This is a genomic window from Polaribacter litoreus, from assembly GCF_054584775.1.
Genome location: NZ_JBTLRD010000020.1, coordinates 48,204 through 74,488 on the forward strand (window position 1 = coordinate 48,204; position 26,285 = coordinate 74,488).

Here is a 26,285-nt window from a genome sequence, read left to right on the forward strand (position 1 = left end):
ATGTCAGTCGTGTGGATTTATCAAGAATGAATAAATTTGTATCGTGAACAATTAAAATCCTAATAAATGAACGAATTCGTATCTTATGAACCAAAAGAAAATTACGCAATAATTACCATTAATAATGGAAAAGCAAATGCCATTTCTCACGAAGTTATTGAAGGTTTAAATACAAGTTTAGACAAAGCAGAACAAGAAGATAAAATTGTAATTCTTACAGGGACACAAGGAATTTTTTCTGGAGGATTTGATTTAAAAGTGATGACAAAATCACCTGAATCTGCATTAGAGTTGGTTACAAAAGGTTCGCAATTATCATTAAAAATGTTGTCTTTTCCAAAACCAATTATTGTAGCTTGTAATGGGCATGCAATTGCTAAAGGTGCTTTTTTATTATTATCTGCAGATTATAGAATTGGAGTTGAAGGCGATTTTAAAATCGGTTTAAACGAAGTTATGATTGGTATGACAATGCACAATGCAGGTATTGCCATTGCAAAATCACGTTTGTCAGAAGTATATCTAAATAGAGCCGTAAATAATTCAGAAATATTTAATCCAAAGGATGCTGTAAAAGCAGGATTTTTAGATGTAATTGTTCCAGAAGAAGCATTGTTGCCAACTGCAATTAAGGTAGCAAATATGTTTTCTAAATTAAACAAAAAAGCACACGCAACTACGAAGTTAAAAGTTAGAAAACCCCATTTAGAAGCGTTAACAAATGCAATTGAGTTAGATGCAAAAGGAAGTATTTCTATAGATGCCTAATCTAATTTATAAATTGATTATTTTCGCAAGCGATTACACAGTTAAAAAATTAAACAAATAATAAATGAAAGCATATATTTTTCCAGGTCAAGGAGCTCAATTCACAGGAATGGGATTAGATTTATACGAAAAATCACCTTTAGCACAAGAATATTTTGAAAAAGCAAACGATATTTTAGGGTTTTCTATTACTGATATTATGTTCGAAGGTACAGCTGAACAGTTAAAAGAAACCAAAGTTACACAACCTGCAATATTTTTACATTCTGTAATTTTAGCAAAAGTTTTGGGTGATTCTTTTCAACCAGAAATGGTTGCTGGACATTCTTTAGGAGAATTATCAGCTTTAGTTGCAAACGGAGTTTTGTCTTTCGAAGACGGATTAAAATTAGTTTCTAAACGTGCTTTGGCAATGCAAAAAGCGTGTGAAATTGCACCAAGTACAATGGCAGCAGTTTTGGGTTTGGCAGATGAGGTTGTAGAAGATACTTGTGCAGAAATTGATGGAGTAGTGGTAGCAGCAAATTACAATTGCCCTGGGCAATTGGTAATTTCTGGAGAAATTGAAGCTGTTAAAAAAGCCTGTGAATTGTTAACAGAAAAAGGAGCAAGAAGAGCATTGTTGTTACCTGTTGGAGGTGCATTTCACTCACCAATGATGGAGCCAGCAAGAGAAGAATTAGCGGCAGCAATAGAAGCAACTCAATTTAGCGAACCAACTTGTGCAGTGTATCAAAATGTGGTTGCAAAAGCGGTTACAAATCCTACAGAAATTAAAGAAAATTTGATAGCACAATTAACTGCTCCTGTAAAATGGACACAATGTGTGCAAGCAATGATTGCTGATGGTGGTACAGAATTTATTGAAGTTGGGCCTGGTAAAGTTTTACAAGGTTTAATGCGTAAAATTGATAGATCTGTGGCTGCATCTGGCGCAAGTTTAGCAGAATAAATTGTAATAATTGATATAAAAAAAACGAACTTTTTTAAGTTCGTTTTTTTTTGCTTTATATATTTTATGTTGGCTTTAAAATACATTTAAAAATGGAGTTTCATGCCTTCGTGCGTAGCTTTAAAACCTAAATTTTCATAAAATTTTATAGCTCTTGGTCTTTCTTTGTTAGAAGTTAATTGCACCATATGAGCATTTTTTTCTTTTGCTCTGTTTATAGCCCATTCAAACATTTTTTTTCCAATACCAAGTCCTCTTTGATCTGCTCTAATAAATACATTTTCTATTTGGGCTCTTATACCACCACAATAAGAAATGTATTGTAGGTAAGATATTTGCAACGTACCAATAATTTCTAATTTTTTATTTTCTAAAACAATCAATTCTTGGTTTTTATCTGCTTCTATATTTTTAAATGCGTTCATATATGAGTTGGGTAATGGAGTATTAAAATTTTCTCTTTTTTTACCTAAAACATCATCAGCCATCATTTTTACAATGGCAGTAAGGTCTTTTTCTGTTGCTTTTCTATAGTTCATTCTTAGGTTCTTTGTTAATAGTAAAAGTCCTAATTTTTTACTTAAAATTAGGACTTTTTAAAATCGGTATTGTTAAAATTTTAGTTCTTTATTTTTTGTTGCCTTTTGTTTAATAAAACAGGTTCTCCATAACCCAATTCTTTCATTCTTTCTAATTGAGTTTCTGCATCACCAACAACCAACCAAATCATTTTATTAGGATTTACATATTTATTTGCCAAAGCACTAATTTGTTCTTTTGTAATGCTGTTAACAGTGTTTTCTCTGTCTTTTACATAATCTGCACTCCAACCATAATCACTAATATTAGATAGCATATTTAATTTTGCTCTAGAAGTTTCAAAAGCTCTTGCGTTACTTTTTATTAGAAAACTTTTTGTGGTTTCTAAATCTTTATGAGAAAAAGTGGTCGGATATTCTTCTAAAATTTTCTTAACCAATTGTGCAGATTCTAAAGTTACATTACTTCTTACGCCACTAGAAATTGTAAAATCACCTTTGGCTTTTGTACCAGAAAAACCAGAACGAATTCCGTAAGTATATCCTTTTCCTTCACGTAATTCTTGCGTTAAACGAGATGCAAAACCACCACCACCAAGAATATAATTCATAACAGAAGCTGCGTAAAAATCTTTATCTGTTGCAGCTAATGCTGGAGCTCCAAATTGTAAAACAGATTGCTTTGCATTTGGGATATCGTAAAAATAAACGGTTGGTTTGGTTGGTGCTTCTGGTGTTTTGTATTCAGGTATTACAACTTCTTTGGCTTTCCAATTGGTGTTTAATGTTGTTAAAGAAGCTACTACTTTTTCTTTGGTGATGTCGCCTACAACCAACATTTTTGCTACTGATGGAGAAATATAATTGTTGTAATAAGCCTTTAAATCTTCTATTGTAATTTGTTCTACGGATGCCAAACTGCCTAAAATATTTTTAGAACGGATGTTGTTTTTTCCGTAAATCAACTCATTATAAGCGTTTCTTGCCACAGAATTTGGGCTCGCTTCTTGCTGACGTAATCTTGCTATGGTAGCTTTCTTTAATAGATCGAATTCTTTTTCATCAAACCTTGGTTCTAATAAAATTTCTTCTGCCAAAGCTAAGGTTTTATCATAGTTTTTAGCTAAAGTTGTTCCTGTTAAAGTGATGTTTTCAACATCAGAATACACATAAATAGAAGCACCTAATTCTTGAATTGCTTCTTCTAATTCTTTTACAGTTTTTTGCTTTGTACCTTTGTTTAATAAATCAGCAGTTAAGTTTGCCACACCTAATTTATCCATAGATTCTAATAATTGGCCACCATCAATAGTAATATTAAAACGAACCAAGGGTACTTCGTCATTTTCAATTCCAAATACTTTTAAACCATTGTCTAAACTGCTTTCATAAACTTCTGGCACAGCCAAAGACGGAGTTTCTCCATAAGGAGGCTCAATACTTCTATCAAAAGTAGAAGGTGTTTTCTCATAAGTTGCAGCAATTTTTGGGTCGAATTTTTCTTCTGCACCAATTACAATTTGCTCTTCAACAACATCAGCCAAAACAGCTCCTTCTAAAGCAAGTTTAGCTGAGTTTTTAGGCACAAAACTTGTAGCTACATAATTTTTGTTTTTAATATATTGGTTGTAAACTCTCATTACATCTTCTGTGGTAACTGCCAATGTGTTTTTAATATCTTCGGTTACAAATCCCGGATTTCCTGTATAAGTGTTGTAAGATGCTAAACGAGTTCCTTTACCTAAAACACTAGATAAACTTGAGTAAAAACGAGTTTCTTGTCCTGCTTTTATTCTGCTTAAATCTTTTTCAGAAATTCCTTCTGCCTCAAATTTTGCAAAGGCTTTTTCAATTCCTGCTTTTACATCATCTAGTTTTACATTGTTAAAAGCTCTAATTATCAAATGAGTTTCTCCTGCCAATTCAGAAGCATAATTATACATTGTGGTATTTGATGTTAGTTTTAAATCATCAACCAAAACCTGATTTAATGGTGCAGATTTTCCATCAGATAAATACTGAGTTAAAACTTCTAAAGCATAAGAATCTGCATGAAACTGTTCTACACTTGGCCAAGCCATGGTTAATTGCGGTACTCTTGCAAAATTATCTTCGTAATACAAAGACTTTATTTTTGCTACTTTTCCTGGTCTTTTTTCAATTGAAGGAATTTCTTCTGTTCCTCTCGGAATTTCATCAAAATATTTATGTACCCATTTTGTAGCTTGCTCAATATCTATATCGCCAGATAACACTAAAGTTGCATTGTTTGGTACATACCATTTTTTAAAAAATGTTTTTACATCGTCTAAAGTTGCATTTTGTAAATCTTCTAAAGAACCTATGACTTGCCAGTTGTAAGGATGATCTTTTGGATATAAATTTTTACCAATTACATATTGATTATGCCCATAAGGTCTATTATCTACACCCTGTCTTTTTTCGTTTTTAACAACTTGTTTTTCTTTGGCCAAAACAGGATCTGTAACTGTGTTTATAAACCAACCTAATTTATCGGCTTCTGCCCAAATCATTTTTTCTAAACCATCTTTTGGTACCGTTTGTAGGTAATTGGTTCTGTCTCTAGAAGTAGAACCATTTGCGCCAGAACCACCAATTCTTGCACTCATTTTGTCCAATCCGCCTTTGCCTAAATTTTCGGATTCTAAGAATAATAAATGCTCAAATAAGTGAGCAAAGCCAGTTCTGCCTTCAATTTCTCTGGCAGAACCCACATGTACCATTAATTCTACTGCAACAACAGGATCAGATTTATCCACATGAAAAACCACATCTAAACCATTATCGAGTTCAATTTTTTTGTAGTTAATTTTTAATTCTTTTGGATTCTGAGCACTTGTTTGTTCTTTGCTTGTATTACAAGATATTAGGATGGCAAAGAAAACAGATACCATTGCTATTTTTTTCATAAAGGTTTGGTTTAAATTTCTATAAAAGTACTAAATCACTAAAAAATAATACGTTGTTTGATGTTAAAATACAGCCTAAAAACTTAAACTCGCTTGAAGGTGATGTAAGTACGGTTTTTCAAGTTATCAAAAACATATAAAATTAAATATTAAAATGGTAAATATCAATATTTCTAATAATACTTTAGTTAATACAAATGCCCTTTTTTTCTAAAAGCATAAATGATGGAAATAAGATAGTTGCTAATAAAATTAGTATTTCAGAATAATCGTTGTTTTAAAAACTCTTTTTAAGATAAGATAATTTCATATCAACATTTTTATCTTATTTAATTCACTATTAATTAGTGAAATAACATTTATGTTAAATAAATTTTGATAATTCAATATTATTTGTATTTTTGGTAAACCAATTTGGTAAACCAATTTTAAAATAAATTAACTTAAACAATAATTATTAAAACTACCTTATGAAAAAAACATTACTTTTTATAGCGCTAATTACAAGCGCTACACTTTTTGGTCAAACTAACTTAGTTGTTAATGGATCTGGTGAAAATCATGGAAGTTCAAGTGATAATGCAGATGCATTTGATATGACACCAAATAGTAAATTAGATGGAGATGTGGTTAGCCCATATAGATATGATGAAGATAACAATCCTAATGGATGGAACAACACTGCATTAGAAACTTACATTAAAGATACTTATGCAGGAGGCAATAATCCTGATGAACAACCAGGCTCTACAAGTGATGGAGCTTACGTAAATGGAGTTAAAACAAGAGGGTTTAAATTATATGATGATGGAGATGATAGTCCTACAATTACGGCTTCTACAAGACGTTTATATCAAAAAATTACGGTTGAGGTGGGGCAAACCTATGTTTTTTCAATAGATTCAAGGTCTGAAGCTAAAAATGTTCCGTCTGAAATTTTTATGTTAAATGAAGAAATTACCACTGAAGTTGGTTTAGAAAACGGAATATCTGACCCTAGAGTAGATGCGTATTTAGAGGTTACTAATGACTATAATTCAAGTAAAGGAAGCGAAACTGATAATACATTTACAACAAACACTTTAGAGTTTACAGCTAGCACCACAACAGTAGTTGTTTATGTAAGAGCTATGGCAGCGATAAATAAAAGTACTGAGGTTTTTTATGATAATATTAGTTTAATTAAAAAACAAACTGCTTCTGTAGATGATGTCTTTACTTCAAAAACAGCTATATATCCAAATCCAGCAAGTCAATTTGTTAATATATCATCAGAATTAGAAATTAGTAAAGTTGATATTTATAATTTATTAGGTAAAAAAGTAATGAGTACTGATACTTTAAATAATAATGTACTAGAAGTATCTAACCTTTCATCTGGTATATATATGATGAAATTAGTTAGTGGAAATTTAGTTGCTTCAAAAAAACTAATTATAAAATAAAGTAGTATTCTTGAATTAACATAAGAGCTCATATTTTAACGAGTTCTTATTTTTTAAAATTTTAAAATGAAACAATTTCAAACACTTTTATATATTTTACTCATTTCAATTTCTTGTACTCAAGAAAAAGAGGTTGTAATTAATGATGGAAATCAACATCCAAATTTAATTTTAACAACCAAAAGTGTTTCAGAAATTAAATCAAAATTAGGTACAATTCCTGTTTTTGATCAAACCTTATCAGCAACAAAAGCTACAGTAGATGCAGCTATCCAAAAAGGAATAGATGTGCCAATTCCAAAAGACATGGCAGGTGGTTACACGCATACGCAACACAAACTCAATTACGCAAATATGCAAAAAGCGGGAGTTTTATTTCAGTTGTTGGGTGATGAGAAATACGCTATTTATATAAGAGATATGTTATTAGCCTATGCAAAAATGTTTCCTACTTTACCTAGGCATCCACAAATTAGAAGTTATGCCAGAGGTAAGCTTTTTTGGCAATGTTTAAACGATTCTAATTGGTTGGTTTTTACAAGTCAGGCTTACGATTGTATTTATGATTGGTTGCCCAAAGAACAAACCAATTATTTAAATAAAACATTATTTAGGCCCTATGCTGATTTTTTATCCATAGAAACTCCCCAATATTTCAATAGAGTCCATAACCATTCTACCTGGGGCAATGTTGCTGTAGGTATGATTGGTTTGGTTATGGGTGATGATGAATTAATTAACAGGGCTTTATATGGGTTAAATAAAGATGATGTAGATTTATCTGCAAAAGATAATGATGGTGGATTTATATTTGATAAAGAAGGTAAAGCTGGTTTTTTAGCAAATATCGATTCTCCTTTTTCTCCTGACGGATTTTATACAGAAGGTCCATATTATCAACGTTATGCAATGTATCCTTTTTTAATTTTTGCAGAAGCGCTCCAAAACAAAAAACCAGATTTAAAAATATTTGAATATAAAGATGGTGTTTTAATAAAAGCGGTTGATGCTTTGTTAAATTTAACTGATGCAGATGGTGAGTTTTTTCCATTAAATGATGGTCAAAAAGGGATGTCTTACTACACATCATCATTAGTTTCTGCTGTAGATATTGCCTATTATTATGGTAATCAAGACCCTAGGTTGCTGTCAGTAGCAAAAAAACAAGGTACTGTGCAATTAGATGCAACAGGCTTAAAAGTAGCATTAGCTTTAAAGGAAGGTAAAGAAAAACCTTTTGTAAAGGAATCTATGGAATTATCTGACGGATCAAAAGGTGATGAAGGTGGTATTGGAATCTTAAGATATAATAATGATGATGAAACTATGGCCTTGGTGTATAAATATGCAGCACAGGGTTTAAGCCATGGGCATTATGACAAATTGTCTTTTTCGTTATATGAAAATGGCGATGAAGTTTTGCAAGATTATGGATTGTCTCGATTTGTAAATGTAGAGCAAAAAAATGGTGGTGGGTATTTAAAAGAAAATAAAACTTACGCCAAACAAACCATTGCTCATAATACAATAATACAAAATGAAATTTCACATTTTGAATATAAATATGATCTTGGGAGTAAAAATCATCCAGAAAAATATGTTTTTGATGTTTCTGATGCAAATTTTCAAATAGTTAGTGCTAAAGAAAAGAATGCATATCCAGGTACAGAAATGCACAGAACTATGATTATGGTAAAAGATGAAGACCTAAAAAAACCATTTATTGTAGATATTCATAAAGTACAAGCTAACAAAAAAAACCAATACGATTTACCTTTCCATTATTTTGGACAAATTATTTCGACTAGTTTCGATTATAAGATTCCAAATAAATTAAAAACCTTAGGTGATAAATATGGTTATCAGCATGTTTGGAATGAGGGTAGTGGAAAAGCAAACGCAGAAAGCATTCAATTTACCTGGTTAGATAACAGAAGATTTTATACCATAACATCAGCAACTAATAAAAATGATGAACTAATTTTAGCTAGAGTGGGCGCTAATGATCCTGAATTTAACCTACGAAAAGATCCATCAATTATCATCAGAAAAAAGAATACAAAAAATACAGTTTATGCTTCTATTATCGAATCTCATGGAACTTATGATCCTGTTAAAGAAGTAGCAGTTAATGCATATAGTAACTTTTCTAAAATTGAAGTAATACAGGATAATGCCAATTACACAGCGTTAAGAATACACTTTAAAGAAGGAAAAGAAAAAACAATTATACTATCTAATTTAGATAGTAGTCAAAGTAAACAACATTCATTAAAGATAAACAGTAAGAGCTATAGTTGGAAAGGTTCTTATTATTATAAATAAAGGTAAATTTAAAAATATGAAACGATTTAGCGAAAAGTATATCATTACAAAAGATATGGAATGGGAAAAACTTGGTGGAGGAGTATCAAGAAAGTTCTTAGGGTATGATAATCAAATTATGATGGTTAGAGTAAAATTTGAAGAAGGTGCTTTGGGGTCTCCACATCAACATTTTCATACACAAGCAACATTTTGTGTTTCTGGTAAATTTGAATTTGAAATTGATGGTGTTAAACAAATAGTAGAAGCAGGAGATGGTGTTTATATAGAGCCAAATTTATTGCACAGTGCAGTTTGTTTAGAAGAAGGAGAGTTAATAGACACTTTTAGCCCAGTTAGAGAAGATTTTTTAAGTGGTGATGGTGTATCTTATTTTGGCGATAAAGAGTCGTAATACATCACAATATAAATTACAATTTATTTTGTAATCTTATAAGGTAAACAAAAGCCTAAGTTTCTTAAAATTTTAGGTGTTCTTAAGCTTAAAATTTTAAAAAGCGGGGCCTTTTTTTTGTTTAAACTATAGGTAAAGCACTGCTTTAAGAAATAATTAACAAAATGCTTTTCTATGAAAAAAAATAGCTATATATTTGGTAAACCAATTTGGTAAACCAATTTTTTAACAGTAAACAATAAGAAAAGGTAATTTTTATTTCCTAAAATCAAATTAATTATTTTGATAAAATCTAAAGTCTGTTTTACAACAAACAGGCTTATTTAAATCAGTTAACTATGAATTTAAAAATTAAATCAGTATTCTTTTTATTGCTTTTTTTGTGTTCTGCAGTGCAGGCGCAAGAACAGGTAGTTTTAAAAGGAACTGTAACCTCGCAAGCGGATGGAGAACCTATTTTGGGCGCGAGTGTTATGGTTGTAGGTACTACAAGAGGTACAAGTTCAGATTTTGATGGTAACTACATTTTAAAAGTAAAAAAAGGAGAAATCATTCAGTTTTCATATTTAGGCTTTAAGACTAAAGTGATTACTTTTAACGGACAGAAAACATTAAATGTTGCTCTAGAAGGCGATACTAGCGTTTTAGATGAAATTGTAATTGTTGGGTATGGAGATCAAAAGAAAAAAACAGTAACAAGTGCTTTAACAAAAGTTACTGGAGAAGATCTTCAAAAACAATCTGTAGCAAGGGTTGAAGATGCCTTAAGAGGTAGGGTTGCAGGTTTAAGAATTCAAACTGTAGCTTCAGAAGCAGGTGGGGATCCAAAAATAACTTTAAGAGGTCCTGGTTCTGTAACAGGTTCATCATCACCATTAATTGTGGTAGATGGTATTGTGTTGGGTACAGATGCAGATATTTTAGCTACGATAGATAATAATAATATAGAGTCTTTAAGTGTTTTAAAAGATGCTTCTTCTGTAGCTATTTATGGTTCTAGGGGTGCAAATGGTGTTATTTTAATAAATTTAAAGAAAGGTGTTGTTGGTAAAACTGTATTTTCGTACAACTCATTTACAGGGTTTAAGTATGCTGATAATAATGACAATTTTAATACGTCTATAGCAGATGAAAGATCTAGATTAAATGGTCTTAAAAGTACTGTAGATGCAATATCGCCAACTAGTATCAACTACGACAGAATTACAGGAGATTATAATACTGCTTATGCAGAGCTAGAAGCAATGGAATTTATAGCTTCTTTAGGTGGTGGAGAGAAAAATTGGCAAGACGAAATTTTTGAAGGTGGTTTTATTCAAAGTCACTCATTTGCTGCAAGAGGTGGTACAGAATCAACAAGCTATTCTGCTTCTATAGGTTTTCTAGAAGACCAAGGTATTGCTTTAAAAGATAATTTTACAAAGTATAATGCTCGTGTAAAAATTGATAGCAAATCGAAAAACAAAAAAATTAAATATGGTGTTAATCTTCGTGTAAATTATAACGATCAAGAAAGATTACCATCAAGATTTACAGATCCTTTAAGACAAATGGGGCATGTGCCTTTATATTTAAATGAAGATCATTTAGATTATGTAACTCAGTTTTCTACAGCTGTTGGAACTTCAACAGATGCTGGTAAATTATTCGAAAATTTAGGGGTAGGTAGCTATGGTTTTTCAAGAGCTTTCGATCACGTATTTACTGTAGATCCAGCAAATCCAACCTCTATTTTAAGAGATCCTAATACAGGGTTGCCAGTAGTTAGTCCACTAACTTCTGGTGGTTTAACTTTGTCAACAACCAAAAATGTGCATCCTTTAGTGCACTTTTTAGAAAGAGAACGATTAAAAAAGAAATTAGCACTAAACGCATCGTCTTACATAGATTTTAAATTAGCAAAAGGGCTGAATTTTAGACAAGTAATTTCGGGTGTTTTTAGACACAATAAATCAACAGAAGCAGATTTTTTATACGGTCAAGAAAATAGAGATCAAGAAGCATATCGTTTAGAAAGAAGAGATGAGTTAAATCAGTACGCATTCGAATCTACCTTAAAATATAAGAGAGAGTTTGGGAAGCATAATTTCAATTCGGTTTTAGGTTTTGAGTACACAGAAAGAAATTTTTACAGACAAGAATCTGAAGCGGTTGGTTACACCAATGATTTTAATGATAATATTGCCTTAGCTGACGGAGGAACAACATACACAGATAATGGTATGGATAAATTGGTTTCTTATTTTGGTAGGCTAGATTATAATTATGATGAAAAATATATTTTACAGGCAGTTATTCGTAGTGATGCAAGTACAAGATTTGGGTCTAATTCAAGAACAGGTTACTTTCCTTCTGTAACTGCAGGTTGGGTAATGTCTAGCGAAAAATTTTTAGAAGATAACGAGTTTATTTCTTTCTTAAAATTAAGAGCAAGTTATGGGGTTTCTGGATCTAATCAAATATCAAATAATGTTTTTGAATCTTTATACAGATTCGAGGAATCATTTAGTACCATAAGTTACAACAATACTACAGGTGTTAAAGGGATAACCTTAGCAAATCAAGCATTAGGTTGGGAAAAATTAATAGAATTCAACCCTGGTATAGATGCTACTTTTGGTAGAGGTTTAGTAAATTTATCAATAGATTATTATACAAGAACTAGTGAAGATTTATTACTTTTTGCTCCAGTTGCAGCAACATATGGTACAGACAATTGGTTACAAAACCTAGGTGAAGTACAAAATTACGGTATGGAAATCGAGTTAAGCTCTAGATTAATATCAAAAGAAAACTTTAGATGGAGTGCCTCAGGACAATTTTCTTTCAATAGAAACGAAGTGAAGAGTCTTGGAAATAATGAGCAAATTATTTCTAGAATAGATCAAGATACTAGACCAACCGAATTTATTGCTAGAGTAGGACAGCCAATTACATCTTTTTACGGTTGGGTATATGATAGAGAAATTCCTTTAGAATGGGTAGACAATCCTTTCAATAGATTTAATAATGATTTTGCTGATGTATATGTAAAAGATTTAAATGGTGATGGAATTATTGATGGCGATGATAGAACAGAATTAGGTAACCCATATCCAGATTTTCAATGGGGCTTTAACTCAGATTTTACTATTTATGATTTTGATGTTTCCTTACAATTCCAAGGTTCTCATGGGGCTGAGGTAAGAGTAGCAGATTTAGATCAACTGTATTATGCAAGTGAATCTGCTGTAAACGAAGTTTCAAACTTTCCTGATAGAGATTTAACAGTACATAGAAGGTTTACAGATGATCATATTCAAGATGCTTCTTTTGTTGCATTAAGAAATGTAACCTTAGGATACACTTTTCCAGAAGCTATAACATCAAAATTAAAGTGTAATAGTTTACGTTTTTATCTAACAGGAGAAAACTTGCTATTCTTTACAGCTAAAGGATATGAAGGGTTTAATCCAGAAGCAGCTGGTCAAACTTCAAACAATGCAAATACACCTTTAACAGCAGGTTATCAAAGAGGAGATGGTCCAGTTGTTAAAACAGTATCAGCAGGAATTAACTTTCAATTTTAATTAATTATGAAAAATATATTAAAAAACAGTATCGTTTGTTTTTCTTTAATGACTTTATTGATAAGTTGTGAGGCAGAATTAGATCTTAGCAATCCTACTGCCCTTTCATTAGAAGAATTATTGCAAACTGACGATGGTTTCATAGCCTTGTCAAACGGAGTTTTAGATGCGTATCAAAAAATTCCCGCAAATGAATTTTATTTAACAGAATTACGGTCAGACAACTCTAGAGCGAATTCAGAAAACGGAAATTTTCCTTTAATTAGTTCTTATAATGTAGACCCTAATAATGGTGATGTAGCCACGTATTATTCGAATAACATGCACACCATTAAGCATGCAAATACAATTATAGATAATCGCTTTTTAGCGCCAGAAAGTCAACAATATACTGTTGGTGAAGCTTATTTTATGAGAGCTTTATGTCATTTTAATTTAGTGAGAGCTTATCAAAATGTGCCTTTTGTAGACAAAGTTTTAGATGTTACAGAGGGTGAAGCTCTACAATACCCGCAATTACCAGAAGCAGAGGTGTATGAAAAAATCATAAACGATTTTAAAACATCTATTGCATATTTAGATGGGGCAACACAAAATAGATATCGTCCTTCAAAAGGGGCAGCAATTTGTTTAGCAGCAAAGGCATATTTAAGTCAACCTAATCCAAACTACACAGAAGCAGAATTGTTACTGGCGTCTGTAGTAGAAAATAATACCGCTTACAATTACAGTTTAATGTATTCAGATAGAGGAGTTGGACAAACAGACGCAGAGCATAATTATAACTTGGTGTTAGATTTTGGTCACGTTTTTGGGAACCAGTTCAATGGTCAGTTATCAGACACTGATGGAACACCTGATGGAAGTTGGACAAATAGTTCTGGCTTAGAAATTAATAATGAGATAATATTTTCTATTCAGTATGATTTAGTGAGCAGTGATAATTACGCAACTAGTGATAGTGGTTTAGATGATCAAGTAGAAACAGATTCGGAATCACACAGCTTTTCAATGACCCTTCAAGGTCCATCCAATGGAGTTAATATTGCAACCAATGAACTCTTACAAGTTTTAACTCCAGAGTTACAACCTGTACGTTTTTACACAACACTAAACCCATTAGAGTATGGTGCGTATCTTTCTGATAATACAGTAGATGTGTTTAATACAAAATTTCCAACAGACGGAGAAATTGGAGACAATGATTGGATAGTTTTAAGATATGCAGATGTATTATTACTATATGCAGAAGCAATTTTAGGAGGAGCTGATTCTACAACAGACCCAAGAGCTATAGATGCATTTAACCAAGTAAGATTAAGAGCAGGTTTAGAAGAAGTTGCTAACCTTACCAAAGAAGATTTATTAGCGGAAAGAAGGTTAGAGTTTGTTTATGAAAACCAACGTTTATATGATTTAATTCGTTTTGGAGAGGCAGATAATGTTTTAAGTCAGTTCTCTACAGCCAACAGTTTAAATTATACAAGTGGAAAAAAATACCTTCCTTTTCCACAAAGAGAAATGGATAATCTACCGAATTTTTACGACCAAAATGACGGATACTAAAATAGCCTAATTATGAAAAAATATTTAATCAATTTAAAATATATAGTGTTAGGGATATTTATATCGCTTAGCGCTTGTGTAGATGATAGTTTACCAGAAGTTGGAGATTTAGAAGACTTTACAGGGCCAACCCCTTTTTATAGTTTTTCTGATGTATCTTCATCACAGTTTGATTGTAACGATGTAGAAATTTTTGCAAATTATGATTTTTACTTTCAAGCAGGATCAAATTTAGCCGTAAATGGTACACAATATCAGTGGGACATTACTCCTTCTGATGGGTTAACGTTAATCAACAAAGATTTGCCAGTTTTAAACCAAACTATCGATGCAGAATTGGCAGCAGTAAGAGCAATTGAAAATGAAATTGCAAAACTAGAATTTAAAATTCCTTGTGAAGGCGATCCAGCTAAAAAAGCAGTTTTAGAAGCGCAACTTGCCGATTTTAAAGCACAGTTACAAGAAGTAAATGATAGCGTTTCAGAAGAAACTCGTCAAAACGTGAGTAACTTAGAAGCACAAATAGCAGAGTTACCGGCTGCAACCCTACAAGATCAAGAGTTAATCTTTTCTTTTCCAAATCCAGGAATTTATACAGTAGGACTTACAGTTACAGACAATTTAGGAAAATCAGAAAGAACAGAAAAATTAATTACAATTAATCAAGCAGTACCAACCATACCCGTTCCAGAAATTGGCGAACCTAGTTTCGAAGACAATAGTTTGTTTGATGGTTCAGGTGATGGTAGAGATTCTTGGAGAGCACCTAGCAGTTCAAGATGGGGTTCTGTTTTTCAAATAAATACAGATAGCAATCCAATAGATGCACCAAATTTACCAGATGGTAGACAAGCAGCTAAATTTCCTGCAGACGGATCTAGAACTGGGTATCAAGAAATTGAAGTTACACCAGGGGCAACCTATGTGCTAACGTATTTTAGTGCATTTGAAGAAGAAACATATGGAGACTTAACAGTTTCTATAATAAAATCAGGTTTAAATGATTTGGCAGAAGCACAATTAGAAGCTAATATTATTGCCTCAAGAACCGATGACAATGTGGGCAGAGTTGATAATGTTTTTAAGAAACATGCTATAACTTTTGAAGCAGGCGAAAATGAATCTGTAGTTATCTTATTAAGAGGTTCTGGTGTAGAGAGTAGGTTAGATGCCTTTGATATAACAGTTAAACAATAAATTGATGCTAAAATTTAATATTATGAATAATTTATCAATTAAAAAATATAAAACAAGCATTTTAGCTTCACTAGTATTAATTATCAGTTTTGTGTCTTGTATTGACAATGGATATGAAGAGTTTGTGCCACCCACAGGTAACATAAACGACATTCAACCAAGTACATTATTTACCACAAGCACAGATTCAGATAATAGTTTAACGCTTATTTTTAGAAGCTATTCTACAGATGCAGAATCATATTTGTGGGATTTTGGAGATGGTAACACATCAACAGAAGCCAACCCAAATTATACTTATGCAACAGGTGGTTTGTACAGAGTAACATTAACTACCACAAGTTCAGATGGTTTAACAGCAACAGCTTCAACAGATGTTGCACCAATTTTTATAGATTATAGTTTTACAGCAATAGATTCTCAGGTAACGTTTTCAAATTCAACAACGGGTGCTAGCAACTTAGTTTGGGATTTTGGTGATGGAGATACATTAGAGTGGGCAGCTGTAGATACTACTTCAGACCCAGATTACAGCCCAGTGCATACCTATAGATCAGCAGAAACTTTTGATGTTACATTAACAGCTACTAATTTTTTAGGAAAAGAATTTACGCTAACAAAAAAAGTAGAAGGTTTAGTATTATCTGCAGTACCAGATTTTACGTTTACTACATCATCGTTAACAGTAACATTTACTGATGCATCATTATTGTCTAAAAATCATAGGTGGAATTTTGGTGATGGAAATACATCAACTGAATTAAACCCAGTACACACTTACGCTGTTAGAGGTACATACGATGTAACTTTAACCACAGAGAATGATGCAGGTGTAGAAAGAACTATTACAAAACCAGTACCAGTTGGTGGTGTTGAGGCCACTTTTAAAGCAATTGTTTTAAATGGTACAGCTAATGATTGGACAAATTCTACTGGAGATAATGCAGACGCTTGGGATATGACACCAAACCCAACCATTAAAGACAACACAGGTACAGAAGTAGATAGTCCTTACAGAGCACTATGGTATAATTCAGAATTAAATGCTTATATAGATGCAACCTATTGTACAAATGAACAACCAGGTTCTACAAGTGATGGTAATAAATTCGGACCAAACGCAGGTGGTGGAAGAGGAGTAAAACTAAGCAATAGTTGTAGAAGGTTATACCAAGTTGTGGCAGTAGAACCAGGTGTAGAATATACATTTACTATAGATACAAGGTCTGAAGCAGAAGGAATAAACACAGAAGTATTTATTTTAAATACAGAAATAACAACAGAAGTAGGTATTATGGATCATATAGATGCGTATTATGATATTACAAACGATTTTAATTCAAGTAAAAGTTCATCTACCAATGATACCTTTACTACTACATCATTTACCTTTAAAGCATCAGCAAATAAAGCTGTTATTTATGTAAGGTCATTAAAAGCAGTAGATAGTAGTAATGAAGTATTTATTGATAATATAGATATTTTAACACCAGGATTCTAAAAATCAAACATTTAACCAAATAATAATTCATAAGTTTCTATTAAATAAATATTTATCTTTGTATAATTTATTTAACCAAACCTAATTATGAAGTTAGAGATACTTACAAAGTCAGATAATTCAGCAATTCAAAAAGATATTATTTCTAAAATAAGAGACTTAATAAACTTTAAGAACTTAGAGCCAGGTGATAAATTACCTTCTGAAAGAATGCTGTCAGATAAATTTCAAGTAACTCGAAGCAATGTTAGAGAGGCAATTCAAAAGTTAGAATTTTATGGGTTATTAAAATCAATACCCCAAAGTGGTACCTTCGTAGCAAATATTGGGGTTATAGCCATGAATGGTATGATTGAAGATATATTAAGATTAGAAGATCCTGATTTTAGATCTTTAGTAGAAACAAGAATTTTATTAGAATTAAAAACAGTAAGACTTGCAGCAACAAGGAGAACTCAAGGTGATTTAGAAAAGATGAGAGAAGCCATGGAAGCTTATGAAAGTAAGGTGTTAAATGGTAAAGATGCAGTTCAAGAAGATTTATTATTTCATCTTGCAATAGCAAAAGCTTCTGGTAACAGCACTATGAATACGTTTATGTTAATCATTACACCAGAAATTATCATCAATTTTCAGAAACATCACATATGTGATGCTGATTTATCTCACAGAGGTATTGCAGATCATAGAGCAATTTTCGATGCTATCGAAAAACAAAATCCGCAGTTAGCAAAACAAAAAATGAAAGATCATTTTAAAGAGCTTTACAACTATTGCTATAATATAGAGTAGCGTTTTGTAAATATTCAAAAAACAGCTTATTTATTTTCTATTACAATAAATTTAAAAAAATATTTTTTTTAGATAGTAGAATTTAATTTAAAAACGTTAAATTTGGTAAACCAAACTGGTAAACCAAAAAAATAATAAATCTTTAGATAATAATAGTATGAAAATTAAAGGATTAAGGTGGTTTATTATTGGGCTTATATTTATAGCTACAGTAATAAATTATATCGATAGAAGTGCTCTAGCAATTATGTGGGGTAGTAATGATCAACCAAATTCGATTTCTGGTTCATTAGATCTTACAAAAAGCGATTATGGGTTAATATTAAATATCTTCATGGTATTTTATGCACTTGGTCAATTATTTTCAGGAAAACTTTTTGATAAAGTAGGTACTAGAATTGGTTACGTAATCAGTATTGGTGTTTGGGGTTTATCTTCATTTTTACATTCAACAGTACGCGGTCTTGTAGGGCTTACTTTCTTTAGAAGTACACTAGGTCTTTCAGAAGCGGGTAACTGGCCTGGAGGTGTTAAGAGTAATGCAGAATGGTTTCCTATTAAAGAACGTGCCATTGCACAAGGTTTATTTAATGCAGGTGCTTCTATAGGTTCTGTAATTGCACCACCATTTATAGCAACACTTTTTGTTGCTTACGGATGGAGAACAACTTTTATGGTAGTGGGGTCTTTTGGTTTAGTTTGGATTATTCCTTGGTTGTTAATCAATAAAGCAGGTCCAAAAAAGCACCCATGGATAACACCAGAAGAACAAAAATATATTGTTGAAGGACAGAGTAAAGCAGATCAAGATGCTACAGAAGAAACTAAAGGTTTAACACTAAAACAGATTTTATCTTACAAAGAATCTTGGGCCATTGTTGTTGGACGTTTTTTCTTAGAACCAATTTGGTGGTTATTTGTAGGTTGGATGCCACTTTATTTAGCAGATGTTTACGGCTTTAATGTAAAAGAGGTTGGTATGTTTGCTTGGGTGCCTTATGTAGGAGCTGCTTTAGGTAGTATTGCTGGAGGATTTGTTTCTGGTAGAATTATTGCAAAAACAAATTCAATAGATAAAGGAAGAAAATTAACCATATTAATTGGTGGTCTAATAATGTTTTTAGGATTAGTTGCAACTGTAATGTTTGGAGATTCTCCAGAGCGTTTTGTGGCAATTGTATTCTTTGTACTTTTTGGTTTCCAATTCGCAATTGGAAATGTACAAACTTTACCAAGTGATTTATTTAGTGGTAAATCTGTAGGTTCTTTAGCGGGTTTAGGAGGTATGATCGGTGTTTTTTCGGTAATATTGATGAACTTTTTAGTACCAATTATACAAGAGAATTTTTCTTATACACCAATTTTTGTTGCCATTGCTGTTTTTGTACCATTAGGCTTAGGGGCAATTTATTATTTCGCAAGAGAAATTAAATCAGTAGAAGATTAAAAACAAACAAATAACAACACAAGTAAAACATTAAGTAAAAATGAGTACAACACAAACAAAAGTAGCAGTAATAACAGGGGCTACAGGCGGTATAGGTTTTGAAGTAGCTAAAAGATTAGGTAAAGATGGCTATACAGTAATATTAAACGGAATAGAAGATGAAGCTGGTGCTCAAAGAGTTGAAGAGTTAGCAGCAGAAGGAATCACAGCATCGTATTATGGTTTTGATGTTACTAAAGAAGAAGAAGTAACAGCAAACATCAATAGTATTGGAGAGAAATATGGTAAAATAGATGTTTTAGTCAACAATGCAGGTGGATTAGGAGGTAGATCTAGATTCGAAGAAATGACCACCGAATTTTACAGATTTGTGATGGCTTTAAATTTGGATTCTGTATTTTTTGCATCAAGAGCAGCCATTCCGTTTTTAAAGAAAGGAGAAAATGCAACAATTATCAATTATACGTCTAATGCAGGATGGAATGCAGGCGGACCAGGAGCAGGAGTTTACGGAACCTCAAAAGCAGGAGTTCATGCCATAACTAGAGCACTAGCAAAAGATTTGGCAGAGTACAATATTCGTGTAAATGCAGTATCACCAGGTACAATTGATACACCTTTCCATGCCCAAATAAAATCAACCAAGCCAGAAGTATTTGCATCTTGGAAAAACAATATTATGTTAGGAAGATTAGGTCAACCAGAAGAGGTGGCTTCAGTAGTATCTTTTTTAGCAAGTAAAGACGCTGCATTCATTACAGCAGAAACCATTCAAATAGGTGGTGGACAAGCATTAGGAATTTAATAATTTTTCTAGAGCAATCTTTCAATTGCTCTAGAAAAATATCAAAATAAATTTACTTACACACTTTATGCTTTAGTGCCATTAACAACAAATATTTACATAATAATCTACTACTTTTTTATGCAGTTCGGTTTTTAGTACTAGCAAAGATGTAGATTATTATAATTTCTATACTAGTGGTTCTTCGTTGTTTTGATTTGCAAATTTATAAAAGGCATTAGTTTTTTGATGTTTTGTAATATTTTTTTCGCAGCCAAAAAGAAACTCTCACCAATAAAATTAAAGCAGGAACTTCTACTAAAGGGCCAATAACACCTGCAAAAGCCTGTCCAGAATTCAATCCAAAAACAGCAATAGCAACTGCAATCGCTAACTCAAAATTATTTCCTGCAGCTGTAAAGGCTACAGACGCTGTTTTGTCATATGCTGCTCCTGTTGCTTTGGTAAAGAAAAACCCAATAATAAACATTAGCGTAAAATAAATCAGTAATGGAACCGCAATTATTATAACATCCATAGGAATTTCTACAATTAATTCTCCTTTTAAAGAAAACATAACAATAATGGTAAATAATAAAGCAATTAGTGTTATTGGAGAAATTGTTGGAATGAATTTTTTCATGTACCAATATTCTCCTTTTAATTTCACTAATACTATTCTACTTACAATTCCCATTAAAAATGGAATACCCAAATAAATCGCCACACTTTCCGCAATTGTTTCTATTGAAATATCTACAATTGCACCTTCGAAACCAAAATAAGGTGGAAGAACAGTAATAAAAATCCACGCATAAAAACTGTATGCAAATACTTGAAAAACACTATTCAAAGCAACTAAACCCGCTCCATATTCGCTGCTTCCTTCAGCAAGATCATTCCAAACTAAAACCATAGCAATACAACGAGCCAAACCAATTAAAATGAGGCCAACCATATATTCTGGATAATCTTGCAAAAATGTAATTGCCAAAACAAACATTAAAACAGGACCAATGATCCAATTTAGGATAAGTGAAATAGAAAGGATTTTTGTGTTTTTAAAAACTTTTGGGAGTAATGCATAATTCACCTTTGCCAAAGGCGGATACATCATTAAAATTAAACCAATTGCAATCGGAATATTTGTAGTGCCACTACTAAATGAATTTATAATATCTGGAAATGTGGGAATAAAATACCCCAAACCAACACCCAAAGCCATTGCTATAAAAATCCAAAGCGTGAGGTTTTTATCAAGAAAACTCAATTTTTTTGAAGTCATTTGTTATGATTTTATTTGCGAAAAAACGTAAAACAGTTCTGTTGCTATCTGTAAACTTCTTTCGTTGTATTTTTCTGCTTGTTGTGGTGTATGATCAAATACTTTTGGGTCTTCAAAAGTGATAGGAATACGTTTTTCAGCTCCAGCAATAAAAGGACAACCTCCATCAGCTTGCGAACAGGTCATGATTGCTCCGAATTCCGATTTCGGGTTAAAATTATCGTCTAATTTTTTTGAAAATCCAATTATTGGATGCTCGTTATCAGAATATTTAATACTATATACAGGGTTATCGTTTTTTGAAATGGTATTAATTTGAAAACCAGAATTCTGTAAAGTTTTTGCAACCATTGGAAAAAGAGCTGTTGCTTCTGTACCACCAGAATAACAAAAAACGTTTTTAATTTTAAAATAGTGTGCCAATGTTTGTGCCCAAACTTGCGATAAATGACTTCTACGAGAATTATGGGTACAAATAAAGTTAATTCTAATTTCTTTATTTTCTGAAACCTTTAGCTGTATAAAATCTATAAGCGGTTGGAGTTTTTCTTTGCGTTCTGCTAAAATTGATGTTGGATTTAATTCTTTGATTACTTGTTCTATTTTTAAAAATAGTGTTGATTGTGTTGTTATCATTTTGTGTTTCTTGTTTACAATTATTAGCAACATCCACTTCCAGGGGCGCAAGTGTTTGCTGTTTTAATTTCAGCTAATTTTACCTTCGGTTTTTCTGTAGGAATACCGCATTTGTCTTTTGCTAAGCAGTCTGTTTTTTTGTTGGTTAACAAAAAATGTTGCCCATTAAAATCAAGGTCAAACTTGCCAATTGTATCTGCTTGATACTCTACTTCGATTTCTAAATCATCAATACCTAAACGTTTTTCAGAAAGTTCAATAATATTCACTAATTTTTCGGGGTGCAATCTGTGGTCATAGTCGTTGGCATTCCAAAGCTGAAAGTTTACAACCTCTTCTTTTCTTTCAGTACCACCACAATCGATAAAATGTTTTGTGATTTTACCCACTTCTGTAACATGAAAGTGGTTAGGCACTAAATCTCCGTTTGGTAATTGAAAACTTATAGTTTCTAATTCTTGTAATACTGATTTTACTTGAGATAATTTCATAAAATATATTTGTTTATTGCGATAATACGATTAATAAATTGAAATTTTTTAACAGCAATTGTCTTTATTGGTTACATCTTGGTTTAAGAATTCGGTCATTACAGATTTCATTGCTGTCCAGTTTTCTTTGTGAATGCAGTAGCAAACACTTGTACCTTCTACATTTCCTTTAATAAGGCCTAAATACTTTAATTCTTTCAAGTGTTGCGAAATAGTAGGTTGGGCAAGTCCAATTTCATTCACTAAATCTCCACAAACACAAGAGTTAATTTTAAACAAATGTTGTAAAATTGCAACTCTAGCAGGATGTCCAAATACTTTTGCAAAAAGAGAGATTTCATTTTGTTGGTCAGTAAATATTTCTGTTTTTGCTAATCCCATTTTTATATCGATTGTATGATTGCAATATTACGATTAATATTTTATTCCGTGAAGTTTTTTATCTAAAGTTTCTAAAAAAAAACAGCTTTTTAAACTTACAAGTACTTAAAGTATTTTGTGAATTATTAAACAGCTTTATGCTATGTCTTTAGGTTTTAATATGTTCTGATATCGTAAAAGAATACAAATGATCATAAAATCTTTATAGGATACTTAATAATTCACAAAATTAAAACTTCAAATCTAGGATAACTTGCCAAATAGGATGAAAAACACACAAGTTGATTTTAAAATTTTAAAAATCTTTTAATCTAAAAACACAAACGTCATTGCTAAAAGAAAAAAAAACTTTTAGAAGCCGGTTTAGAAAGTTTAGCAATGTAGAATTCTTTTCTCTTTTATTTGACTATACTTTTTGTTTAAATATAACTTTTCGTATAGAGTTATCAATATCATTCTATTATTAAAAAAAAAAATAATTTTAGCGGAGTTATACCTTAGGGATTATTTTAAGTTATCTAAAAGCAGTTAAAGATAATTTGTTAATTGTATGTTTTTTAAAACTTAAGGATTTATTTCTTTTTATCTTTGTACTGTAGAATTTTTCTAATTTTAATTTAAGAAAATGAGCATACAAAAAGCCCAAAAGCAAGTAGACGACTGGATAAAAAATCACGGAGTGCGTTACTTTAACGAACTTACAAATATGGCGCAACTAACAGAAGAGGTTGGTGAAGTGGCTAGAATTATTGCTAGACGTTATGGAGAGCAAAGTGAAAAAGAATCGGATAAAAATAAAGATTTAGGAGAAGAGCTAGCAGATGTATTGTTTGTTGTGTTATGCTTGGCAAATCAAACCGATATTGATTTAGAAGATGCTTTTGCCAAAAAATTAGAGATTAAAACAAAAAGAGATCATCATCGTCATCATCATAACGAAAAATTAAAATAATGACATTTAAAGAGAAACTTAAATTACCAGAGTTTTGGTTGAATTTTTTAAAAGTATTTGTCCCTTTTTTTATCATTCTAATTCTAATAACATTACTTTGGAAAAATTGGAATGCTTTCTTTAAAGGTGATTTTAACCTTATTGCTGATGAGAATTTCAGAAATGGAAAATGGATGGTTTTTTTTGGCGTAAAAATGGTAACTAGTATTATTTATGGTTTGTATGTTACTAACAAAAATATTGAGTAATGAATAACTATGAAAACTAAATATCATAAAGCCTAAGTCTAAAAGGGTACTATGTAAATTCAATGCCATTAGAAGTTTGTTTTTTCCTATTAATAAGTTAGATTTTATGTATAAAATCAGTATTGGTTCAATGCAAAAATGTTCTTTAAATTAATTGTTGTTATGAACGGATAATGTTTTTATGATATCAGAATAAAATCAGAAAAAGGAAATCAAAACATTTTATAAACAGGTGCTACTTGTTTGTGAAATAGTATTAGAAACAATAAAATATTAAGATTAAATAATGAGACGAATTATTTTTTTTGTAGCCCTTTTTATAGGTCAAATAATTAATGCACAATGTGCTATGTGTAAGGCAGTTGTAGAAAATGGAGATGTTTCTGTAGCAGAAGGCATTAATAATGGTATTACTTATTTAATGGTTTTTCCTTACCTATTAATTGGGGGGTTATTTTTTGCTATTTATAGATACAGAAAGCAGCAAGTTAAAAATTAACATTTCAATAAGAGTAAAATCTTGTAACATATTTTACTTTTAATCGTCATATAAACACTAGCAAAAGAAACTAATATACTTTTGTAGTATTAAGACGAATAAAAATCAACCAAAAACAAACCTGTTTTGAAAATCAAACTTATCGTATTTGTAGCTTTTTTAACATCAATGGCTACATTTTCTCAAAAACAATGGACGCTTAAAGAATGTGTAGATGAAGCTTTAAAGAAAAATATTTCTATTCAGCAAAATCGATTAAGTCTAGAATTGGCTAAAAAAGATGTAGACATTGCTAAAGGAAACTTTTTACCAAATTTAAATGCAAATACAGGTGGTAACTTAAACTTTGGTACTGGTTTTGACCCTGTTTCACAAGATAGAGTAAATACAAGTTTTTTTGGAGGTTCTATAAGTGCAAGTTCTGGAATTACGGTGTTTAATGGTTTTAGAAATACCAATATTTATAAACAAGCACAATTAGGAGTAGAGTCTAGCATGTTAGATTTGAAACAGATGGAAAATGACATTTCTTTATTTGTGGTAAATGGATATTTAAATATTTTATTTGCCAAAGAAAATTTGGAGGCTGCCAAAGTGCAATACGAAATTAGTAAAAAACAAATTGAAGCTGCTGAAGCAAGATTTAAATCAGGGGTAATTCCTAAAGGAGATTTACTAAATACACAATCTACTGCAGCTACAAATTTACAGACCGTAATTACTCAAGAAAACACCTTAGATTTAGCTTTATTAAATTTAGCACAATTGTTACAAGTTCCTGTAGAGGGGTTTGATGTGGCTGCTGTAAATGTTGGGCAACCCTCAGCAAATTTATTTTACAATAATTCTGCAATGGTGTATGATAAATCTTTAGAAAGAATGCCAGAAATTGAAAGAGCAAAATTAGCCATTAAAAATGCCGATTTAAGTATTGAAATATCTAAAGCCTCCTTTTTGCCTTCTATATCTGCTTCTATAGGTTTATCTACAAATTATGGGTATAATTTAAATTTGCCAACAGGGTTTTCGAATACTCCTTTATTTGATCAATTAAGTGATAATTTTGGTTATGGTGCAGGCTTTAATGTAAGTATTCCAATTTTTAATAGATTTCAAACTAAAAACAGAGTAGCTCAATCTATTATCAATAAAGAAGCTTTTCAATTAAGTTTAGAAAGAGAAAAAGTAAACTTAAAACAAACTATAGAACAAGCCTTTTTAGATGTGAGAACTGCCTTAAAAAGTTACGAAGCAGCTAAAATATCTTTAGCATCACAAAAAGAAGCTTTTAAAAATGCGCAAGAACGTTATAATTTTGGTGCAATGACACAGTTTGATTTTGATCAGGTAAGAACGCGTTTGGTAAACGCACAAGCCACTTTAATTAGCTCTAAATACGATTATGTTTTTAAAACAAAAGTATTGCAATTTTATGCTGGCGATTTAGTTCTAGAATAAGAATATAAAAAAAGTGGCTGTCTGAGAAGTATTAGAATTTGTCATATCGACTGTAATGGAGAAATCTTATTTATTGATAATTAAATACATAGATTTTTCGACTTCGCTCAAAATGACATCCAAACC

22 protein-coding genes are annotated in these 26,285 nt (G+C 31.4%); 16 read left to right on the top strand and 6 right to left on the bottom strand.

Annotated features, from left to right (window positions below; genetic code table 11):
• Positions 1 to 66: 66 nt before the first annotated feature.
• Both ACW9UN_RS15195 and fabD read left to right on the top strand, forming a co-directional pair.
• The gene (locus ACW9UN_RS15195; protein WP_459487205.1) at positions 67 to 768 is read left to right on the top strand and encodes a crotonase/enoyl-CoA hydratase family protein; all 702 of its coding nucleotides are present in this window, start codon (positions 67 to 69) and stop codon (positions 766 to 768) included.
• 64 nt (positions 769 to 832) lie between these two features.
• Complete coding sequence (fabD, locus tag ACW9UN_RS15200) at positions 833 to 1,720, top strand: ACP S-malonyltransferase (RefSeq protein WP_459487206.1); 888 nt, start codon at positions 833 to 835, stop codon at positions 1,718 to 1,720.
• An 86-nt stretch (positions 1,721 to 1,806) separates the two neighbouring features.
• Here the strand turns inward: fabD and ACW9UN_RS15205 are convergent, their stop codons facing one another.
• Together ACW9UN_RS15205 and ACW9UN_RS15210 are read right to left on the bottom strand one after the other, a co-directional pair.
• Positions 1,807 to 2,259, bottom strand: a complete 453-nt coding sequence (locus ACW9UN_RS15205) for a GNAT family N-acetyltransferase (RefSeq protein WP_459487207.1) — start codon at positions 2,257 to 2,259, stop codon at positions 1,807 to 1,809.
• An 80-nt stretch (positions 2,260 to 2,339) separates the two neighbouring features.
• Positions 2,340 to 5,189 carry a M16 family metallopeptidase gene (locus ACW9UN_RS15210; protein ID WP_459487209.1) on the bottom strand — a complete coding sequence of 950 codons (2,850 nt, stop codon included), beginning with the start codon at positions 5,187 to 5,189 and terminating at the stop codon, positions 2,340 to 2,342.
• 470 nt (positions 5,190 to 5,659) lie between these two features.
• On the opposite strand from ACW9UN_RS15210, the gene ACW9UN_RS15215 reads away from it, so the two are divergent.
• The 10 genes from ACW9UN_RS15215 to ACW9UN_RS15260 all read left to right on the top strand — a co-directional run bounded on the left by ACW9UN_RS15215 (position 5,660) and on the right by ACW9UN_RS15260 (position 20,230).
• Positions 5,660 to 6,634 (top strand): T9SS type A sorting domain-containing protein, encoded by a 975-nt coding sequence (locus ACW9UN_RS15215; protein WP_459487210.1) that lies wholly within the window; start codon positions 5,660 to 5,662, stop codon positions 6,632 to 6,634.
• Between the two features lie 66 nt (positions 6,635 to 6,700).
• Positions 6,701 to 8,959: an alginate lyase family protein gene (locus tag ACW9UN_RS15220; RefSeq protein ID WP_459487211.1), complete on the top strand. Its 2,259-nt coding sequence runs from the start codon at positions 6,701 to 6,703 to the stop codon at positions 8,957 to 8,959.
• A gap of 16 nt (positions 8,960 to 8,975) precedes the next feature.
• Positions 8,976 to 9,353, top strand: a complete 378-nt coding sequence (locus ACW9UN_RS15225; protein WP_459487213.1) for a cupin domain-containing protein — start codon at positions 8,976 to 8,978, stop codon at positions 9,351 to 9,353.
• A 338-nt stretch (positions 9,354 to 9,691) separates the two neighbouring features.
• Positions 9,692 to 12,922 (top strand): SusC/RagA family TonB-linked outer membrane protein, encoded by a 3,231-nt coding sequence (locus ACW9UN_RS15230; protein ID WP_459487214.1) that lies wholly within the window; start codon positions 9,692 to 9,694, stop codon positions 12,920 to 12,922.
• A 6-nt stretch (positions 12,923 to 12,928) separates the two neighbouring features.
• A complete protein-coding gene (locus tag ACW9UN_RS15235) occupies positions 12,929 to 14,488 on the top strand; it encodes a RagB/SusD family nutrient uptake outer membrane protein (RefSeq protein WP_459487215.1) in 1,560 nt (519 codons plus the stop codon).
• Between the two features lie 12 nt (positions 14,489 to 14,500).
• The gene (locus ACW9UN_RS15240) at positions 14,501 to 15,685 is read left to right on the top strand and encodes a PKD domain-containing protein (protein ID WP_459487216.1); all 1,185 of its coding nucleotides are present in this window, start codon (positions 14,501 to 14,503) and stop codon (positions 15,683 to 15,685) included.
• A gap of 22 nt (positions 15,686 to 15,707) precedes the next feature.
• A complete protein-coding gene (locus ACW9UN_RS15245; protein WP_459487217.1) occupies positions 15,708 to 17,186 on the top strand; it encodes a PKD domain-containing protein in 1,479 nt (492 codons plus the stop codon).
• A gap of 87 nt (positions 17,187 to 17,273) precedes the next feature.
• Entirely contained in the window at positions 17,274 to 17,978 is a 705-nt protein-coding gene (locus tag ACW9UN_RS15250; protein ID WP_459487218.1) for a FadR/GntR family transcriptional regulator, read from the top strand.
• A gap of 157 nt (positions 17,979 to 18,135) precedes the next feature.
• On the top strand, positions 18,136 to 19,425 hold the full coding sequence (locus ACW9UN_RS15255; protein ID WP_459487219.1) for an MFS transporter: 1,290 nt from the start codon (positions 18,136 to 18,138) through the stop codon (positions 19,423 to 19,425).
• Positions 19,426 to 19,465: 40 nt separating this feature from the next.
• Positions 19,466 to 20,230, top strand: coding sequence for an SDR family NAD(P)-dependent oxidoreductase (locus ACW9UN_RS15260; protein ID WP_459487220.1), 765 nt, complete (start codon positions 19,466 to 19,468; stop codon positions 20,228 to 20,230).
• Between the two features lie 217 nt (positions 20,231 to 20,447).
• Here the strand turns inward: ACW9UN_RS15260 and arsB are convergent, their stop codons facing one another.
• The 4 genes from arsB to ACW9UN_RS15280 are packed head-to-tail and all read right to left on the bottom strand — an operon-like array spanning position 20,448 to position 23,002.
• The gene (arsB, locus tag ACW9UN_RS15265; protein ID WP_459487221.1) at positions 20,448 to 21,494 is read right to left on the bottom strand and encodes an ACR3 family arsenite efflux transporter; all 1,047 of its coding nucleotides are present in this window, start codon (positions 21,492 to 21,494) and stop codon (positions 20,448 to 20,450) included.
• Positions 21,495 to 21,497: 3 nt separating this feature from the next.
• Positions 21,498 to 22,130 (bottom strand): arsenate-mycothiol transferase ArsC, encoded by a 633-nt coding sequence (locus tag ACW9UN_RS15270; RefSeq protein ID WP_459487222.1) that lies wholly within the window; start codon positions 22,128 to 22,130, stop codon positions 21,498 to 21,500.
• A 23-nt stretch (positions 22,131 to 22,153) separates the two neighbouring features.
• On the bottom strand, positions 22,154 to 22,621 hold the full coding sequence (locus ACW9UN_RS15275; RefSeq protein ID WP_459487223.1) for a DUF6428 family protein: 468 nt from the start codon (positions 22,619 to 22,621) through the stop codon (positions 22,154 to 22,156).
• A gap of 48 nt (positions 22,622 to 22,669) precedes the next feature.
• Positions 22,670 to 23,002 (bottom strand): ArsR/SmtB family transcription factor, encoded by a 333-nt coding sequence (locus tag ACW9UN_RS15280; RefSeq protein WP_459487224.1) that lies wholly within the window; start codon positions 23,000 to 23,002, stop codon positions 22,670 to 22,672.
• 625 nt (positions 23,003 to 23,627) lie between these two features.
• Between ACW9UN_RS15280 and ACW9UN_RS15285 the strand changes: the two genes are divergently transcribed.
• From ACW9UN_RS15285 to ACW9UN_RS15300, 4 genes are all read left to right on the top strand, one after another.
• Positions 23,628 to 23,954 carry a nucleotide pyrophosphohydrolase gene (locus tag ACW9UN_RS15285; RefSeq protein ID WP_459487225.1) on the top strand — a complete coding sequence of 109 codons (327 nt, stop codon included), beginning with the start codon at positions 23,628 to 23,630 and terminating at the stop codon, positions 23,952 to 23,954.
• Positions 23,954 to 24,202, top strand: coding sequence for a hypothetical protein (locus ACW9UN_RS15290; RefSeq protein ID WP_459487226.1), 249 nt, complete (start codon positions 23,954 to 23,956; stop codon positions 24,200 to 24,202). Before ACW9UN_RS15285 ends, ACW9UN_RS15290 begins: the two co-directional genes overlap by 1 nt.
• Positions 24,203 to 24,488: 286 nt before the next feature.
• Entirely contained in the window at positions 24,489 to 24,701 is a 213-nt protein-coding gene (locus ACW9UN_RS15295; protein ID WP_459487227.1) for a CAMCR motif-containing small membrane protein, read from the top strand.
• 126 nt (positions 24,702 to 24,827) lie between these two features.
• Complete coding sequence (locus tag ACW9UN_RS15300) at positions 24,828 to 26,159, top strand: TolC family protein (protein ID WP_459487228.1); 1,332 nt, start codon at positions 24,828 to 24,830, stop codon at positions 26,157 to 26,159.
• The last annotated feature ends 126 nt before the right edge of the window (positions 26,160 to 26,285 follow it).